The organism is Actinomadura rifamycini DSM 43936 (assembly GCF_000425065.1).
In the GTDB taxonomy this organism is placed as follows: Bacteria; Actinomycetota; Actinomycetes; order Streptosporangiales; family Streptosporangiaceae; genus Spirillospora; species Spirillospora rifamycini.
Genome location: NZ_AULB01000028.1, coordinates 52,726 through 67,727 on the forward strand (window position 1 = coordinate 52,726; position 15,002 = coordinate 67,727).

The window sequence follows — 15,002 nt, forward strand, 5'->3', positions numbered from 1 at the left end:
GCCGCGGGCGTCGCGGCGGACGCGCGGCCGGCGCGCGGAACGCGCCCCCACCGGCCCGAACATATCGCTCTGGTCACCGTCCGGCGTCTGTAACGATAGGGGTATGAGCACCGACCGTCCGCGCATCTCCAAGCGCATATCCGCGATCTCCGAGTCCGCCACGCTGGCCGTCGACGCCAAGGCCAAGGCGCTGAAGGCGGCCGGGCGCCCGGTCATCGGGTTCGGCGCCGGAGAGCCCGACTTCCCGACGCCCGACTACATCGTCGAGGCCGCGGTGACGGCCTGCCGCGTCCCGCGGTTCCACAAGTACACCCCGGCCGGCGGGCTGCCGGAGCTGCGCGCGGCGATCGCCGAGAAGACCGAGCGCGACTCGGGCCTGAAGGTCGAGCCGTCCCAGGTCCTGGTCACCAACGGCGGCAAGCAGGCCGTGTACGAGGCGTTCGCCGCGCTGCTCGACCCGGGCGACGAGGTGCTGGTCCCCACCCCGTACTGGACGACCTACCCCGAGTCGATCAAGCTCGCCGGGGGCGTCCCGGTGGACGTCGTCGCCGACGAGACGACCGGGTACCGGGTGAGCGTCGAGCAGCTCGAGGCGGCCCGCACCGACCGGACGAAGGTGCTGCTGTTCGTCTCCCCGTCGAACCCGACCGGCGCCGTCTACACCCGCGACCAGATCGAGGCGATCGGCCGCTGGGCGGACGAGCACGGCCTGTGGGTGATCACGGACGAGATCTACGAGCACCTCGTCTACGGGGACGCCGAGTTCCACTCGATGCCCGTCGTGGTGCCGGAGCTCGCGGACCGCACGCTCGTCCTGAACGGGGTCGCGAAGACGTACGCGATGACCGGCTGGCGGGTGGGCTGGATGATCGGCCCGGCGGACGTCGTGAAGGCCGCGCAGAACCTGCAGTCGCACGCGACGTCGAATGTGGCGAACGTCTCGCAGGCCGCCGCGCTCGCCGCCGTGACGGGCGACCTCGACGCCGTCGCGGAGATGCGCAAGGCGTTCGACCGGCGCCGCCACACGATGGTCAAGATGCTGAACGACATCCCCGGCGTGCTCTGCCCGGAGCCCGAGGGCGCGTTCTACGCGTACCCGTCGGTCAAGGAGCTGCTGGGCAAGGAGATCCGCGGCAAGCGCCCCGCGACGTCCGTGGAGCTGGCCTCGCTGATCCTGGAGGAGGCCGAGGTGGCGCTGGTGCCGGGCGAGGCGTTCGGCACCCCCGGCTACTTCCGCCTGTCGTACGCGCTCGGCGACGACGACCTCGTCGAGGGCGTCTCCCGCGTCGCGAAGCTGCTGTCCGAGGCGGGCTGAGGCCCGGCGCGGACGAGGGAAGGGCCCCGGGCTCCGGCTCGGGGCCCTTCCCTATGGGCGGACGCCCTCGGCGATGCGCATGAGGTCGCCGGCGGCGGCGCCGCCCGCCTGGACGGTCGCACCGAGGCCGGCGCGCGGCAGCCAGGAGACCTGCCGCCCCGAGCCGGGCGCGGCGCCCGCGAGCGCGGGCGTCCCCCGGACGGACGTGCGGACCGGCACGCCGACGGGCGGTGCGAGCTCCTCGGGGCCGCCGATGCCGGTGCCCTCGACCAGCCGGATCCGCACCCAGCCGGGGTCGCCGCGCCATTCGCAGACGGTCGTGGTGCGGGCGGTGCCGCGCTCGGTGGCGCACGGGCGCGCGGCGTCGAGGCCGTCCGGCAGGTAGGCGAGCCACGCGGGCAGGGACGGCTCGGCGCGCGGCGCCTCGGCGGCCGGGGCGTCGGGGGCGCCGGTGGACGGGCGCGGCGTCCGCGGCTCCGCCGTCCCGCCCTTCCCGGACTCGGCCGGACGGGACGGGGCGGGCGCGGGCACCCGCTCGGGCGCGCCGTCCCCGGACGCGGCGGCGGACGGGACGACGCCCTCGGGCGCCCCGGCGGGCGCGGGCTGGATCGACCGGTACGCCGGGACCAGCGCGAGCGCCGCGACGGACGCCCCGGCCACCGCCGCCGCGGTCCGGATCCGGGCCTTGCGGCGGCGGTGTCGGCGCCGGACGTCCGCGGCGAGCGACCTCGGCGCCCGCGCGCCCGCGACCGTCTCGGCCATCGCGCGGCGCAGTTCGTCCTCTACGTCCATGTCATCCCCCCATCGGCGCCAGGTTCGTGTCGAGGCGTTCGCGGAGCCTGGCGAGTCCCCGCGACGCCTGGCTCTTCACGGTCCCGACGGAGCAGCCGAGCACCCGCGCGGTCTCCGCCTCCGAGAGGTCCTCCCAGAAGCGCAGGACGAGCACGGCGCGCTGGCGCGGGCCCAGCCGGCGCAGCTCGTCCATCAGCGCCCCTCTCAGCTCGACGGAGTGGTGCGGCGACACGGCCGGCGTCTCGGGGAGCCGGGCCATGTGGATCTCGCGCAGCACCTTCCACCGCCGCGCCCGGCTGATCATGAGGTTCACCAGGATCCGCCGGACGTACGGCTCGGGGTCGGCGTCGGGGTCGAGCCTGCCCCAGTGCCGGTACGCCTTCTCGAGCGCGGTCTGCAGCATGTCCTCGGCGTCCTGCCCGGCGCCGCACAGCAGCGCCGCCGTGCGCAGCAGCGCGTTGCCGCGTGCCGCCACGAACTCCACGAACGACTCGTCGTCTCGACGCCCCACTGTGCTCCGTCCGGCTCGTGCGGTAACGGTCATCGGGGACGGGCGGTCCCGGGCCGCGGGGTCGGCGCCCGGGACCGCCCGCCGGTCTTCGGGTCGGGTCCGGCCGGCGGTGCTAGCGCAGCCCGGCCGCGACGTCCTTCACCTGGCCGAGCGAGGGCGAACCGTGGACGTGCACGAAGCGGCCGTCCCGCTCGTGGACGAGGACGCCGTGCCCGCCCGGAAGCTGCCACGCGGCCGCCCCGGGGACGGCGACGGGCGTGCCGCCCAAGGGCAGCTTCAGCCCCCGGCGCAGCTCCTGCCCGGTGACGCCGGACGGGGCCTCGACGACCAGCACGGCGAGCCACCGGCCCGCGGCGCCCGTCCACTTCTGGGCGACCGTGCAGACCTTCTCGCCGCCGAGGTCGCGGGCGGCGCGGGACGTCGCCTCGTGGCGCAGGCCCTTGGTGAGCACGAGGGCCTTCTCCACCGGCCCGCCGACCGGGACGGCCGGGTCGAGGTCGCGGCAGTCGAGGCGCGGCGTCGGCGCCTCGGGCACGGCGGGCGCCGCGGGAACCCGCGCGTCCGGCGCACCCGCAGGCGCACTCACCGGCACATCCCCACCCGCAGTCGGACACACGGGCAGCTCCCCGACCTCCTGCCCAGCCCCGGCGGCCCCGGCCGCACCTCCGGCGGCCTCGCCCGCGCGGGCCCTCGCGCCCTCGGCGGCCTCACCCGTCCGGGCCTTCGCGCCTCCGGCGGCCTCGCCCGCAGCGCCCGTCGCACCGCCGGCGGCCTCGCCCGCAGCGCCGGTCGCGCCTCCGGCGGCTTCGCCCGCGCGGGCCCTCGCGCCTTCGGCGGCTCCGCCCGCAGCGCCCGCCGCACCTCCGGCGGCTTCACCCGCCGCGCCCGTCGCGCCCTTGGCGGCTTCGCTCGCGCGGGCCTTTGCGGCCTCGGTCGCCTCGGTGGGCAGGACGATGGTCGGCACCTTCGGTGCGTCCTGCCGGCGCAGTTCTTCCGTCCCGGGCAGCTTCACGCCGGGAGCCGGGACGCAGGTCGGCGCCGCGGCCGGTGCGCCGCCCGCCTCCCGCGCGGCGGCGGGGGCGGACGCGTTCGCGCCCGCGGGCACGGCGGTGTCCGAGCCCGCGCCCGCCATGGCCCACGTGACGCCGCCGCCGACGGACAGCGTCCCGACGGCGGACGCGGCGACGAGGGCGGCCTTGAGCGTGATCATCGTGATTCCCTTCTGCCCCGCAACACTCTTGCGCCCCTCGTCTACGCACGGACGGTGAGCAGGGTTGCACGGAAATCACAAGATTTTTCGGGCATGCCCATGGGGCGTGATGGCCGCCGCGTGTCATGGGAGGTAGTCCGGAGTGATGATCCTGGTGGGGCGGACGGTCACCGCGGCGCGCCATCCGGCAACATTGGTCCATGGAGGCCCGTACCGTTCCCGCCCGTCCGGTCGACGAGGGTGCCCGCGAGAGGCCCGTCGCGCGCGGCGCCGCGCGCCCGGACACGGCGCTGCTGCCGAAGGCGCACCTGCACCTGCACTTCACCGGCTCGATGCGGCATTCGACGCTGGTCGAGCTGGCCCGGCTGCACGGGGTGCACCTGCCGGACGCCCTCGTGGACGACTGGCCGCCGCGCCTGCACGCGACGGACGAGCGGGGCTGGTTCCGGTTCCAGCGGCTCTACGACATCGCGCGCTCCGTCCTGCAGACCCCGGACGACCTGCGGCGGCTCCTGCGCGAGACGGCCGAGGACGAGGCCGCCGAGGGGTCGGGCTGGCTGGAGATCCAGGTCGACCCGAGCGGGTACGCGGCGAGGTTCGGCGGGCTCACCCCGACCGTCGAGCTCGTGCTCGACGCGGCGCGGGAGGCGTCGGCGGCGACCGGCGTCGGGATCGGGCTGGTGATCGCCGCGAACCGGACGCGGCACCCGCTGGACGCGAAGACGCTCGCGCGGCTCGCCGTCCGGTACGCGGGGCAGGGCGTCGTCGGGTTCGGGCTGTCCAACGACGAGCGGCGGGGCCGCGCCTACGACTTCGAGGGCGCGTTCCGGATCGCGCGGCGCGGCGGGCTGCTGTCGGACCCGCACGGCGGCGAGCTGCTGGGGCCCGCGAGCGTCCGGGAGTGCCTGGAGACGCTCGGCGCCGACCGCATCGGGCACGGGGTGCGCGCCGTCGAGGACCCGCGGCTGCTGGACGCCATCGCGAGCCGGGGCGTCACGCTGGAGGTGTGCCCCGCGTCGAACGTGGGCCTCGGCGTCGCGGCGACGGCGGCGGACGTCCCGGTGCGGGCCCTGCAGGAGGCGGGCGTCCCGATCGCGCTCGGCGCCGACGACCCGCTGCTGTTCGGGTCGCGGCTCGCGCGGCAGTACGAGCTCGTCCGGTCCGAGCACGGGTTCAGCGACGCGGAGCTCGCGGAGCTGGCGCGGCAGTCGATCCGGGGGTCGGCCGCACCGGACGACGTCCGGGCGCGGCTCCTCGCGGGCATCGACGCCTGGCTCGCGGACGCGAACTGACCGGGGCTGCGGGCGCTCACCGGCCGGGCCCGTCCGGGCGCCACCGCCCGCGCCGCTCCAGGTGCGCCACCAGCAGCTCGCCGGCGCGCAGGACGTGCGCGCGCATCTCGGCGCCCGCGCCCGGCCCGTCGCCCGCGCGCAGCGCGTCCAGGACGCGGCGGTGGTCGCGGACGGCGAGGCGCGGCCAGTCGGGGACGTCGCCGAACATCCCGCGCGGGACGTACCGGGCGGCCGTCCCCATCGACCAGGCGAGCTTCGGGGACGCGGCGGCGACGTTGATGCGCCGGTGGAAGTCGCGGTTGTGCTGCTCCATCAGGTCCGGGCGGTGGACGGTCCGGGCCTGTTCGAGCGCGTGGTGGAACGCGTCGAGGTCGCCCAGCGCGGCGTCGTCCAGCGCGGCGGCGGCGCGGGCGGCCAGCTCGGCGGCGATGCCCGCCTGCACCCAGAACAGGTCGGTGACGTCCTGCTTCGACAGCGGCGCGACGACGAACCCGCGGCGCGGCTCCAGGACGACGAAGCCTTCGGCGCGCAGCGACTTCAGCGCCTCCCGGACGGGCGTGACGCTGATCCGGAACTCGGCGGCGAGCCGTTCGAGGCGCAGGTGCTCCCCGGGCCGGACCCGCCCGTCGACGATCAGTTCGCGGATCCGCGCGGCGACCTCGTCGGCGAGCTGCAGGCGCATCCCGGCCGAACCGGGAGTCGGCGGCGGGCGAGGGCCCGGCGGCGCGCCGGGCGTGTGCCGGGGCAGGGGGACGGCCACGGTGCACTCCCCAACGGGCCCCGCCGCGGCCGGGCCCCGCGGACGTCAAAGGGCCCGTCCTGTTCATGCCCGCGAAGCCGCGCCCTGATGCCCGCGGAGCCGAAGCCCGCCCGGCTCGCGGCCGCCGCCCGGCTCAGAGGGCGACGCCGACGAGGACCGGTTCGTTCACGAGCTCCACGCCGAACGCGTCCCGCACCCCGGCGCGCACCTCGCGGGCCAGGTCGAGGAGGTCGGCGGTCCGGGCGCCGCCCGGGTTGGTGAGCGCGAGGGCGTGCTTGCCGGAGATGCGGGCCGGGCCCGTCCCGTGGCCCTTCACGAACCCGGCGCGGTCGATGAGCCACGCCGCGGACGTCTTGGTGCGCCCGTCCGGCTCGGGGTAGCGGGGGAACGCCGCGTCGGGGCCGAGGCGCGCGGCGACGCGCCGCTCCAGCTCGGCGAGCTGCGCGGGCTCCAGGATCGGGTTGGTGAAGAACGATCCGGCGCTGCGGGTGTCGGGGTCGGCCGGGTCGAGGACCATGCCTTTGCCGCGCCGCAGCTCCAGGACGGCGTCGCGCGCCTCCTTCAGCGCGACCCGCTCGCCGGGCCGGACGTCCAGCCTGCGCGCCAGCTCGGCGTACGCGATCGGCTGCGACTCCTCCGACTCGCGCAGCGCGTACGTCACGTCCAGGACGACGTACCGGTCGTCGCCTTTGAACACGCTGTTGCGGTAGGTGAAGCGGCACTCGTCCGGTCCGAGCGTCACCCACGCGCGGTCGCGCCGGTCGTAGGCGCGGACCCGCACGATCGTCTGGCTGACGTCCTGCCCGTAGGCGCCGACGTTCTGGATGGGCGTCGCGCCGACCCGCCCGGGGATCCCCGCGAGGCATTCGACGCCGGCGAGGCCGTCGGACACGCAGCGCGCGACGAACGGGTCCCAGTCCTCGCCGGCCTGCACGCGGAGGTGCACCCGGTCGCCTTCGGCGGCGACGCGCTCGGTCCCCCGCGTCCCGACGTGCACGACCGTCCCGGGGAACCCGTCGTCGGACACCACCACGTTGCTGCCGCCGCCGAGCACCAGCAGCGGCTCGCCCGACTCGTCGGCCTCCCGGACCGCCGCGACGACCTCCTCCTCGGTGGTCGCCTCGACGAACCGCCGGGCGGGGCCGCCCAGCCGCAGCGTGGTGTATCCGGCCAGGTTCACCTCTTCGGCGATCACCGCCACGTCGTCATCCCTCCGTCGCATGTTCGCGTCCGCACCGGCCGGTCGTCCCCGGCCGGTGCGGACGGGCGCGCGCCCGTTCAGGCGAGACGGACGACCGCCTTGGCGCGCGTGAGGACCTTCTGGTCGTTCGACTTGGCGGTGAGCGCCACGACGACCTTGCCGTCGTCCAGCTTCTCCTCCACCGTGCCGCTGATCTCCAGCGACGCGCCGCCCTCGTCGGGGACGACCACGGGCGAGGAGAACCGTACCCCGTAGTCGACGACCGCACCCGGGTCGCCCGCCCAGTCGGTGACGAACCGGCCGCCCTGCGCCATCGTGAACATGCCGTGCGCGATGACGTCCGGGAGCCCGACGGCCTTCGCGAACGACTCGCGCCAGTGGATCGGGTTGAAGTCGCCGGACGCGCCCGCGTACATGACGAGGTTCGCGCGGTCGACCTTGTACGTCTGCGCCGGGATCTCGGTGCCGACCTCGACGTCGTCGTACTTCACCTTCGCGGTCATCCCTAGGCCCCCCGCTCCACGATCGTGTTGTAGGTCTTGCAGACCAGTTCGCCCTCGACCGTCTTCACGTCGGTCTCCACGACCATCTTCTCGTTGTTGCCGATCGACTTGATCTCGGTGATCGTCGACGTGCAGGTCACGACGTCCCCGGCCGTGATCGGGCGGGTGTACTCGAACCGCTGCTCGCCGTGCACGACCATCGCGTAGTTGAGGCCGAGCTCGGGGTCGGCGAGGCCGGGGTTGCCGAGCGACACCACGATCGGGAACGTGGGCGGCGCGATGACGTCGGGGTGCCCGGCCGCCTTCGCCGCCTCCGCGTCGCGGTAGACGGGGTTGTGGTCGCCGATCGCGTCCGCGAACTCGCGGATCTTGACGCGGCTGACCTCGTAGGGCTCGCTGGGCGGGAAGCTCCGCCCGATGAAATCACGGTTCAGTGCCATGCAGTCCGTCCTTCCAGGTCGAACGGGGCGTCGCGCCCGGGTGCCCGCGCCGTGAGCACCGTTCCCTCTGCGTCCCGACGGACGGTAACAGAACGACGTTCAGCCCGCCCCCATGGGTCTCACCCATGAGGACGGGCTGAACATCATGCTGAACAGGTGCGCAAGCCGCGAAGGAACCACCCGGAACCCCGCGCGCCCACCGCCACGATCCACCCCACGCGAACCGACCCGACCGACACACGTCCGGCGGCCGTTTCGCTTCGGCGTGTCCGCCGACCACTCAACCTCCGAGAGCCGCGCTCGGCCCTTGGGGCGTCCGCACGATCCCCGGGTTGCGGGCCGGGTCGGTCCTTGCGGCCGCCGGGCGGTGCCTCGGGGGCTTGGGCTCCGGGGTGGGAGCTCGGTGAGCCGGGGCTCGTTCCGCGCGCGGCCGGAGGGCGCTCGGCGCCCGGAGGCCGTGCGGCTCCCCCGGCGTCGGGCTAGCGGGTCTCCCGGTGCGGACGGTGCGTCCGGCAGTTCGGGCAGTACTTCTTGATCTCGAGGCGGTCCGGGTCGTTGCGCCGGTTCTTCCGCGTGATGTAGTTGCGGTGCTTGCACTCCTGGCAGGCCAGCGTGATCTTCGGCCGTACGTCGGTGGCAGCCACGTTGGAGTGCCTTTCTGAGCTAGGGACAAGGAACTACGGACCGGGACCGCCCCTGCGGGCGGCCGGCGGTACGGACCCAGCCTGCTCACCCCCCGGAGGGGGTGAGAGACCTGGGTAGTAGCGAGGGCCGGACTTGAACCGGCGACACAGCGATTATGAGCCGCTTGCTCTGCCTGACTGAGCTACCCCGCCGTGATGGTCGGTGTGGACCGGTTTGCAAGGATACCGGATGCCCACCGCACCCTCGGAACAGCATTTCCCGGACCGGAGGTCGGGGAAGTGCGTTCGGGTGGCCCCGGAGGGCCGCACCCAGGTTACCCGGTGGGCCGGGTGACCTGCGAATCGTCCCGATGGAACCGGTGGGACGCTACCACAGGGCCTGCCGCGAGGCGAATCCGGACGTCCGGGCCCGGAGCACCCCCGGGAACGACGAAGGCCGCCCTCCGATCGTCCGGACGGCGGCCGCGGTGTCGTTGAGCCCCTTTACGGAATCGAACCGTAGACCTTCTCCTTACCATGGAGACGCTCTGCCGACTGAGCTAAAGGGGCTTGCGTCGTTCGCGCAGTGAAAACCATACACGGCCCGGGCACCACTTGCGAACTGGAAAGCCCCGCACGCCCGCCCCGTCTCCTCGCGGCGGCGTTTCCCCAGGTCAGCGCAGGAGATGCCGGCCGATGACGAGCTGCTGGATCTGGCTGGTGCCCTCGTAGATGCGGAACAGCCGGACGTCCCGGTAGAACCGCTCGACGGCGACGCCGCGCATGTAGCCCATCCCGCCGTAGACCTGCACGGCCCGGTCGGCGACCCGCCCGACCATCTCCGAGCAGAAGTACTTCGCGCAGGACGGCCCGAGCTTGGTGTCCTCGCCGGCGTCGTAAGCCCGCGCGGCCTCCAGCACCATCGACCGGCCCGCGTACAGCTCGGCCTGCGAGTCGGCGATGAGGCCCTGGACGAGCTGGTACTCGCCGATCTTCCGCCCGCCCTGGGCGCGCTCCTTCGCGTACGCGACGGCCTCGTCCTGGATCCGCTGGGCGAGGCCCACGCAGACTGCGGAGATGCTCAGCCGGCCGTGCGCGAGGGACGCCATCGCGGTGCGGAACCCGGTGCCCTCCGGGCCGACCATCGCGGCGGCGGGGACGCGGACGCCGTCGAGGAGCACCTCGGCGGTGTGCGCCCCGCGCTGCCCCATCTTCGCGTCGGACGGCCCGACCTTCAGCCCGTCCGCGCCCTTCTCGACGAGGAAGGTGGAGATGCCGCGGGAGCCCTCGCCGCCGGTCCGGGCGAACACCATGAAGACGTCCGCTTCCGGGGCGTTGGTGATGAACCGCTTGGCGCCGTCGATGACGTAGTCGTCGCCGTCGCGGCGCGCCGTCGTCGTCAGCGTGCTCGGGTCGGACCCGGCCTCGGCCTCGGTGAGCGCGAACGCGCCGACGGTCTCGCCGGACGCGAGGCGGGGCAGCCAGCGGTCCTTCTGCGCGTCCGTCCCGGCGTGGACGAGGACCTGGCCGGCGATGCCGTTGCTCGTCCCGAACATCGAGCGGAACGCCGGGCTGGCGTAGCCGATCTCGAAGACGAGCCGGACCTCCTCGCTCATCGACAGGCCGAGCCCGCCGTACTGCTCCGGCAGCGCGTACCCGAACAGGCCCATGTCGCGGGACGTGCGCCGCACCGACTCGGGGATCGCGTCGGTCTCCTCGATCTCCTCCTCGCGGGGGACCACCTCGTCGCGGACGAAGCGGCGGACGGCCTGCAGCACGTCGTCGAAATCCTGTGGCTCCATGCCTCCCATTCTAGAATCCTTTTCTAGGATGGCGTCTAGAAGCGGACGAGCACCGCCGTCGCGTCGTCGTGCCGCTTGCCCCGCCCGCCGGCGTCCGCGGGCCGCGCCGCCTCGACCGCGCGCGTCCGCCGTACCAGCTCGGCGGGCCCCTCCTCGTCCAGGAGCCGGAGCAGCTCCGCCCAGGTCAGCCGCCCGAACCGCTCCACCAGGCGGGACGCGCCGTCGCTCAGCACCGCGGCCCGGCGCAGCCCCCGCAGCGGCACCCGCCCGGTGCGGGCCTCGTACGCCGCTTCCGGTTTCGTGCTCGCGACCCAGAACCCGCCGGGGCTGTTGCGCGCCGCCCGCACCGCCGCGCGGGTGTAGCTCGGCAGCCGGTCGATCCGGTCGTCCCGGCAGACGACCGTCCCGGCGGGCGTCTCGAACACGATCGGGGAGTCGGCGAGGACGAGCCAGTCGACGGCGTCCGCGCCGCGGCGCAGCACCGACACCGTCGCGGACGGGCTGTCGGGGTCGCCGAGGTCGCACGTCCCGGCGTGCGCCTCCCCCGTCACCTTGATCGCCTCGGCGACCAGGTCGGGCAGCGGCTCCCCGGCCTCGGCCGCCAGGCCCGCCGCGATCCGCCCGCCGATCCGCCGCACCAGCCACGCCGGGTCGTGCCGGCAGCCGCCGTCCACGCCCGGCGGCGCCGTCGCGCCGTCCAGCAGCACCACCCACCCGGGTCCGGCCGCGACGAAGTCCTCGTTCTCCCGGCCCGGCGTCGCCTCGCTCGCATAGGTCACCTGCACGGGTCCAGATCTACCCGCACGGCCGCCCGTCCGGGACCCGGCGGCCACCGAACCCTTACCTCCTGGGAGCATCCGGGTGCCCGCGGCCGTGCCGGTGTCCCGCACTTTCGGACCGTCCTCCCGGAAGCTTTCGCGCACGAAATGCAGCCACTTTACCGGAGGAATCCCAATCGGCCTTATACCGTTTGCAAGCGACCCTATAACCGTCCGGCCATATGACGAGGCGAACATACGGGACCCGCATTTAGGTATTAGCCGGTGATATCGCTCACGTGCATCCTCGTCAGGTGTACTCGACCGGAAGGCCCAGGTGATGGACAACGACCGCCGGCAAGCGGCACGCCGCGTCTCATGGGCGGCCTTCATCGGCACCACCATCGAGTGGTACGACTTCTTCCTCTACGGAACGGCCGCCGCGCTCGTCTTCAGCAAGCAGTTCTTCCCCACGATGGACCCCGTCGCCGGCTCCATCGCCTCCTTCGGCACGATGACCGTCGGATTCCTCGCCCGCCCCCTCGGCGGCGTCATTTTCGGCCATTTCGGCGACCGCATCGGACGGCGCAACACGCTCGTCGTCTCGCTGCTGATCATGGGCATCGGGACCGCGCTCATCGGCCTGCTCCCGACCTACGACACCCTCGGCATCTGGGCCGCCGTCCTCCTCGTCGTCCTCCGCATCGCCCAGGGCATCGGCCTCGGCGGCGAACTCGGCGGCGCCGTCGTCCTCACCATGGAGCACGCCCCCAAGGGACGGCGCGGCCTGTTCGGCGCGTTCCCGATGATGGGGACGCCCGCCGGGATGATGTGCGCGAACGCCGTCTTCCTCGGCACCTCGGCCCTGCTCGGCGACGCCGCGTTCCAGTCGTGGGGCTGGCGGGTGCCGTTCCTGCTCAGCCTCGTCCTCGTCGGCGTCGGCCTCTACCTGCGGCTCCGCATCGAGGAGAGCCCCGACTACGAGGGGCTCGTCGAGCGCCGCAAGCCCGCGAAGCTGCCCGTCGCGCTCGTCCTGCGCGACCACTGGCGCTCGGTCGTCCACACCATCTGCGTCATCATCGGCAACAGCGCCGTCGCGTACATCTTCATGGTCTACGCCCTGTCCTACGGCGAGGACAACGTCGCCCTCGACCGCGACTACCTGCTCATGTGCGTCATCGGCGGCTCCGCCCTCTGGCTGCTCACCGCCCCGCTCTGGGCGCACTGGACCGACCGGTTCGGCATGCGGGCCGTGTTCACCGGCGGCTCGGTGGTCCTCCTGGCCGGCGCCGCCGCGATCCTCCCGGTGATCAACACGGGCAACCTCGTGCTGATCGCGGTGTTCATGGTGGCGATGGGCGCCGTCCTGTCGATGAGCCACGCCCCGCAGGGCACCCTCACCGCGAGCTTCTTCCCCGTCGCCATCCGGTACTCCGGCACGTCGGTCGCCTACCAGCTCGCGTCCCTGCTCGGCGGCGGCATCACCCCGCTCGTCGCCGAGTCCCTGTTCGCCTCCACCGGCACCTCCATGGCGATCACCGGCTACCTCACGGTGATCGCCGCGATCAGCCTCGCCGCCGCGCTCGTCATCCCCCGCGACCACGCCCGCGCGGAGGACGAGCCGCGGAAGGCCGCCGTCGCGGGCTGACCCGTCACGCCGGGGACGGGACCGCGCGCGTCCCCACGAGGTCCGGATCGTCCGCGTAGAACCGGACGCTCCGGACCTCGACCCGCTTCCCGAGCGGACGCACCGCGACGATCGGCTCCGCCAGCTCCACCAGCACGTTCGTCTGGGACGCCACCGCCACCGCCAGCCGCCCCTCCGACACCCGCACCAGCCCGGCCTCGTTGTAGTTCCGGACCGTCCGCACCGAGACGATCTTCTCCCGGGGGATCCGCAGGTCGAAGAACGCGCCGTACCGCACGCGCACCTCGCCGTCCGTCACCACGTGCGGCCGCGTGACGCACGCCGCGATGACCGCCAGCACGATCAGGATCGAGTACAGGTCCACGACCAGGACGACCAGCCGCAGGGCCTCGGGCGCGTCCACCGCCCGCAGCAGCAGCTCCACCCCGACCAGCTCGATCACCATCGCCGTCAGGAACGCGAGCTGGATCGCCGTCTGCCCCTTCGCGTAGGAGACGCCCACCGCGCCCGCGGGCACCCCGTGGCGGCGCCGCGCCGCGAACATGACCAGGCTGACCAGCCCGTCCTTGTCGAACGCCATGATCCGCCGCACCTGCTCGGGCACGATCGTCCGGTACGCGTACCGCGCCGCCGCCGCACGTCCCGCACCGTCCCGGCGCGCGCCCCGGTACAGGCGGAACGCGACCGTCCCCTCCAGCACCAGCGCCGCGAGCACCACCGCCTCGCCCGCCACCGTCACCCCGTGCGGCAGCGCCACCCCCGACACCACCAGCACCAGCAGGACGAGCTCCAGCGGGACCATCGCGAACAGCACGCCCCTCGCGGCCCTCAGCATCGCCGCACCCACCGGAACACCTCCGCCTGCGCGGGCGTCATCCCGTCCAGGTACGGGCCGTCGTCATGCTCCGCGAAGGCTTGCAGCAGTTCCGCCGGCAGGAACGCCGCCAGGTCGGCCGCGACCTCCGGGATGCGCGGATCGTCCACGTCGGCGTCCGCCAGCTCGTCCATCCGCGCGTACAGCTCCCGCACCCGCGCCGCCGCCTCCGGCTCCGCCAGCGGACGCAGCGTCTCCAGCAGCCACTCGCGCCCCTCCGCGTCCGCCGCCGTGTCGACGAGCGCGAGCATCCCCCGGTCGAGCTCCGCGAACTTCGAGCCCCCGCCCGTGACGTCCCGCAGGACGCCCGCCACCTCGGGCGACACCGCCGAGTCGGGGTTCAGCTCCCCGTCCTCCAGCAGCAGCGCCAGCCGCGCCCGCCGCGCCCGGACCGCCGCCTCCTGCCGCGCCAGGTCGTCGTCGAGCTCCCGCAGCACCTCCCGCAGGTCGCGGCCCCGGTCGTCCGCGAGCACGTCCCGGACCTCGTCCAGCGACATCCCCAGCTCCACCAGCCGCCGCACCCGCGCGAGCAGCACCGCGTCCCGCATGCGGTACTCGCGGTACCCGTTCGCCAGCCGCTCCGGCTCCGGCAGCAGCCCCTGCGCGTGGTAATGCCGCACCGTGCGGGTCGACACCCCCACCAGCGCCGCGATCTCTCCTATTCGCATACGGTCATTGAAAACGTTGACGTCGCGTCAAGGTCAACCCACGTCGCCGACCACCGACACCGGCTGCGCCGGCCCCGCCTCGACCGCCTCCGCCACCCGCCGCGCCGCCTCCCCCGGATCCACCCGGTCCGTGTGGACCACGAGGTTGAACACCGGATCCTCGAGCCCCAGCAGCTCCCGCCGCGTCTCGTCCCACACCCCGAGGACGACCCGCGCGTCGGCGTCGCCGCGCCGCTGCGCCCGCAGCCCGCACACCTCCCGCGGCGCCCACAGCAGCACGCTCGTCCACCCGAAGAACGGCACCGCGAACTTCAACCGCTGCAGGTCCACGACCTCGACCAGCCGCGCCACCGGGACGTCCCCCGCATCGGCGACCGCGTCCATGTCCCGCCGGTCGACCACGGCCTCCCCGCGCAGCTCGACCACGACCCGCCCGGACGCCCGCAGCGCGTCGAGCTCCCCCGGCGCGAACCCGCCCGCCGCCCGCTCCGGCAGCCACACGAACCGCTCGTCCCTGCGGAACAGCTCGTCCGCGACCGTCGACTTCCCCACCGCCGCGGGCCCGCAGAGGATCACCCCACGTCTCATCCCCCGACCCTACGCAC

The 15,002-nt window shown here is 74.2% G+C and carries 16 protein-coding genes and 2 tRNA genes; 3 read left to right on the plus strand and 15 right to left on the minus strand.

Annotated elements, in window-relative coordinates; all coding sequences use genetic code 11:
• The first annotated feature begins 103 nt into the window (after positions 1-103).
• On the plus strand, positions 104-1,315 hold the full coding sequence (locus H505_RS0125390) for a pyridoxal phosphate-dependent aminotransferase (protein ID WP_026404232.1): 1,212 nt from the start codon (positions 104-106) through the stop codon (positions 1,313-1,315).
• Between the two features lie 51 nt (positions 1,316-1,366).
• Here H505_RS0125390 and H505_RS0125395 read toward each other — a convergent pair whose 3' ends face one another.
• The 3 genes from H505_RS0125395 to H505_RS50055 form a co-directional block, all read right to left on the minus strand.
• Positions 1,367-2,107, minus strand: a complete 741-nt coding sequence (locus H505_RS0125395) for a hypothetical protein (RefSeq protein ID WP_026404233.1) — start codon at positions 2,105-2,107, stop codon at positions 1,367-1,369.
• A gap of 1 nt (position 2,108) precedes the next feature.
• The gene (locus H505_RS0125400) at positions 2,109-2,618 is read right to left on the minus strand and encodes a SigE family RNA polymerase sigma factor (protein ID WP_026404234.1); all 510 of its coding nucleotides are present in this window, start codon (positions 2,616-2,618) and stop codon (positions 2,109-2,111) included.
• Between the two features lie 112 nt (positions 2,619-2,730).
• Positions 2,731-3,828, minus strand: a complete 1,098-nt coding sequence (locus H505_RS50055) for a hypothetical protein (RefSeq protein ID WP_026404235.1) — start codon at positions 3,826-3,828, stop codon at positions 2,731-2,733.
• 332 nt (positions 3,829-4,160) lie between these two features.
• On the opposite strand from H505_RS50055, the gene H505_RS0125410 reads away from it, so the two are divergent.
• A complete protein-coding gene (locus H505_RS0125410; RefSeq protein ID WP_051301161.1) occupies positions 4,161-5,120 on the plus strand; it encodes an adenosine deaminase in 960 nt (319 codons plus the stop codon).
• Positions 5,121-5,136: 16 nt separating this feature from the next.
• On the opposite strand, the gene H505_RS0125415 is transcribed toward H505_RS0125410, so the two are convergent.
• The 9 genes from H505_RS0125415 to H505_RS0125455 all read right to left on the minus strand — a co-directional run bounded on the left by H505_RS0125415 (position 5,137) and on the right by H505_RS0125455 (position 11,234).
• Positions 5,137-5,880, minus strand: a complete 744-nt coding sequence (locus tag H505_RS0125415; protein ID WP_199747596.1) for a GntR family transcriptional regulator — start codon at positions 5,878-5,880, stop codon at positions 5,137-5,139.
• Positions 5,881-6,013: 133 nt separating this feature from the next.
• On the minus strand, positions 6,014-7,102 hold the full coding sequence (locus H505_RS0125420) for a UDP-N-acetylmuramate dehydrogenase (RefSeq protein WP_051301148.1): 1,089 nt from the start codon (positions 7,100-7,102) through the stop codon (positions 6,014-6,016).
• A gap of 56 nt (positions 7,103-7,158) precedes the next feature.
• Complete coding sequence (locus H505_RS0125425) at positions 7,159-7,584, minus strand: MaoC family dehydratase (protein WP_026404239.1); 426 nt, start codon at positions 7,582-7,584, stop codon at positions 7,159-7,161.
• A 2-nt stretch (positions 7,585-7,586) separates the two neighbouring features.
• Positions 7,587-8,024 (minus strand): MaoC family dehydratase N-terminal domain-containing protein, encoded by a 438-nt coding sequence (locus H505_RS0125430; RefSeq protein WP_026404240.1) that lies wholly within the window; start codon positions 8,022-8,024, stop codon positions 7,587-7,589.
• 479 nt (positions 8,025-8,503) lie between these two features.
• Complete coding sequence (rpmG, locus tag H505_RS0125435; RefSeq protein WP_026404241.1) at positions 8,504-8,668, minus strand: 50S ribosomal protein L33; 165 nt, start codon at positions 8,666-8,668, stop codon at positions 8,504-8,506.
• Positions 8,669-8,786: 118 nt separating this feature from the next.
• Positions 8,787-8,860, minus strand: a tRNA-Met gene (locus tag H505_RS0125440).
• Between the two features lie 284 nt (positions 8,861-9,144).
• Positions 9,145-9,217: transfer RNA gene (locus H505_RS0125445), tRNA-Thr, on the minus strand.
• A gap of 104 nt (positions 9,218-9,321) precedes the next feature.
• Positions 9,322-10,449 (minus strand): acyl-CoA dehydrogenase family protein, encoded by a 1,128-nt coding sequence (locus tag H505_RS0125450; protein WP_026404242.1) that lies wholly within the window; start codon positions 10,447-10,449, stop codon positions 9,322-9,324.
• A gap of 35 nt (positions 10,450-10,484) precedes the next feature.
• Complete coding sequence (locus H505_RS0125455; RefSeq protein WP_026404243.1) at positions 10,485-11,234, minus strand: protein phosphatase 2C domain-containing protein; 750 nt, start codon at positions 11,232-11,234, stop codon at positions 10,485-10,487.
• A 313-nt stretch (positions 11,235-11,547) separates the two neighbouring features.
• Here H505_RS0125455 and H505_RS44270 point away from each other — a divergent pair, with 313 nt between their 5' ends.
• On the plus strand, positions 11,548-12,855 hold the full coding sequence (locus tag H505_RS44270; protein WP_034519774.1) for an MFS transporter: 1,308 nt from the start codon (positions 11,548-11,550) through the stop codon (positions 12,853-12,855).
• Between the two features lie 4 nt (positions 12,856-12,859).
• Here the strand turns inward: H505_RS44270 and H505_RS44275 are convergent, their stop codons facing one another.
• From H505_RS44275 to H505_RS0125475, 3 genes are read right to left on the minus strand one after another with little or no spacing between them, the layout of a single operon-like run.
• On the minus strand, positions 12,860-13,690 hold the full coding sequence (locus H505_RS44275) for a hypothetical protein (protein WP_034519800.1): 831 nt from the start codon (positions 13,688-13,690) through the stop codon (positions 12,860-12,862).
• Positions 13,684-14,397, minus strand: coding sequence for a MerR family transcriptional regulator (locus tag H505_RS0125470; protein WP_026404244.1), 714 nt, complete (start codon positions 14,395-14,397; stop codon positions 13,684-13,686). The genes H505_RS44275 and H505_RS0125470 overlap by 7 nt, the downstream gene beginning before the upstream one ends.
• A 33-nt stretch (positions 14,398-14,430) precedes the next feature.
• On the minus strand, positions 14,431-14,985 hold the full coding sequence (locus H505_RS0125475) for a hypothetical protein (protein ID WP_026404245.1): 555 nt from the start codon (positions 14,983-14,985) through the stop codon (positions 14,431-14,433).
• Positions 14,986-15,002: the final 17 nt, after the last annotated feature.

What these genes read in the sequence shown, in the direction of transcription:
- H505_RS44275 (WP_034519800.1), bottom strand. Translation starts at nt 13,690, where the DNA reads ATGCTGAGGGCCGCGAGGGGCGTGCTGTTCGCGATGGTCCCGCTGGAG.
- H505_RS0125410 (WP_051301161.1), top strand. Translation starts at nt 4,161, where the DNA reads ATGCGGCATTCGACGCTGGTCGAGCTGGCCCGGCTGCACGGGGTGCAC.
- H505_RS0125450 (WP_026404242.1), bottom strand. Translation starts at nt 10,449, where the DNA reads ATGGAGCCACAGGATTTCGACGACGTGCTGCAGGCCGTCCGCCGCTTC.
- H505_RS0125390 (WP_026404232.1), top strand. Translation starts at nt 104, where the DNA reads ATGAGCACCGACCGTCCGCGCATCTCCAAGCGCATATCCGCGATCTCC.
- H505_RS0125475 (WP_026404245.1), bottom strand. Translation starts at nt 14,985, where the DNA reads ATGAGACGTGGGGTGATCCTCTGCGGGCCCGCGGCGGTGGGGAAGTCG.
- H505_RS50055 (WP_026404235.1), bottom strand. Translation starts at nt 3,828, where the DNA reads ATGATCACGCTCAAGGCCGCCCTCGTCGCCGCGTCCGCCGTCGGGACG.
- H505_RS0125420 (WP_051301148.1), bottom strand. Translation starts at nt 7,102, where the DNA reads ATGCGACGGAGGGATGACGACGTGGCGGTGATCGCCGAAGAGGTGAAC.
- H505_RS0125430 (WP_026404240.1), bottom strand. Translation starts at nt 8,024, where the DNA reads ATGGCACTGAACCGTGATTTCATCGGGCGGAGCTTCCCGCCCAGCGAG.
- H505_RS44270 (WP_034519774.1), top strand. Translation starts at nt 11,548, where the DNA reads ATGGACAACGACCGCCGGCAAGCGGCACGCCGCGTCTCATGGGCGGCC.
- H505_RS0125425 (WP_026404239.1), bottom strand. Translation starts at nt 7,584, where the DNA reads ATGACCGCGAAGGTGAAGTACGACGACGTCGAGGTCGGCACCGAGATC.
- H505_RS0125470 (WP_026404244.1), bottom strand. Translation starts at nt 14,397, where the DNA reads ATGCGAATAGGAGAGATCGCGGCGCTGGTGGGGGTGTCGACCCGCACG.
- H505_RS0125395 (WP_026404233.1), bottom strand. Translation starts at nt 2,107, where the DNA reads ATGGACGTAGAGGACGAACTGCGCCGCGCGATGGCCGAGACGGTCGCG.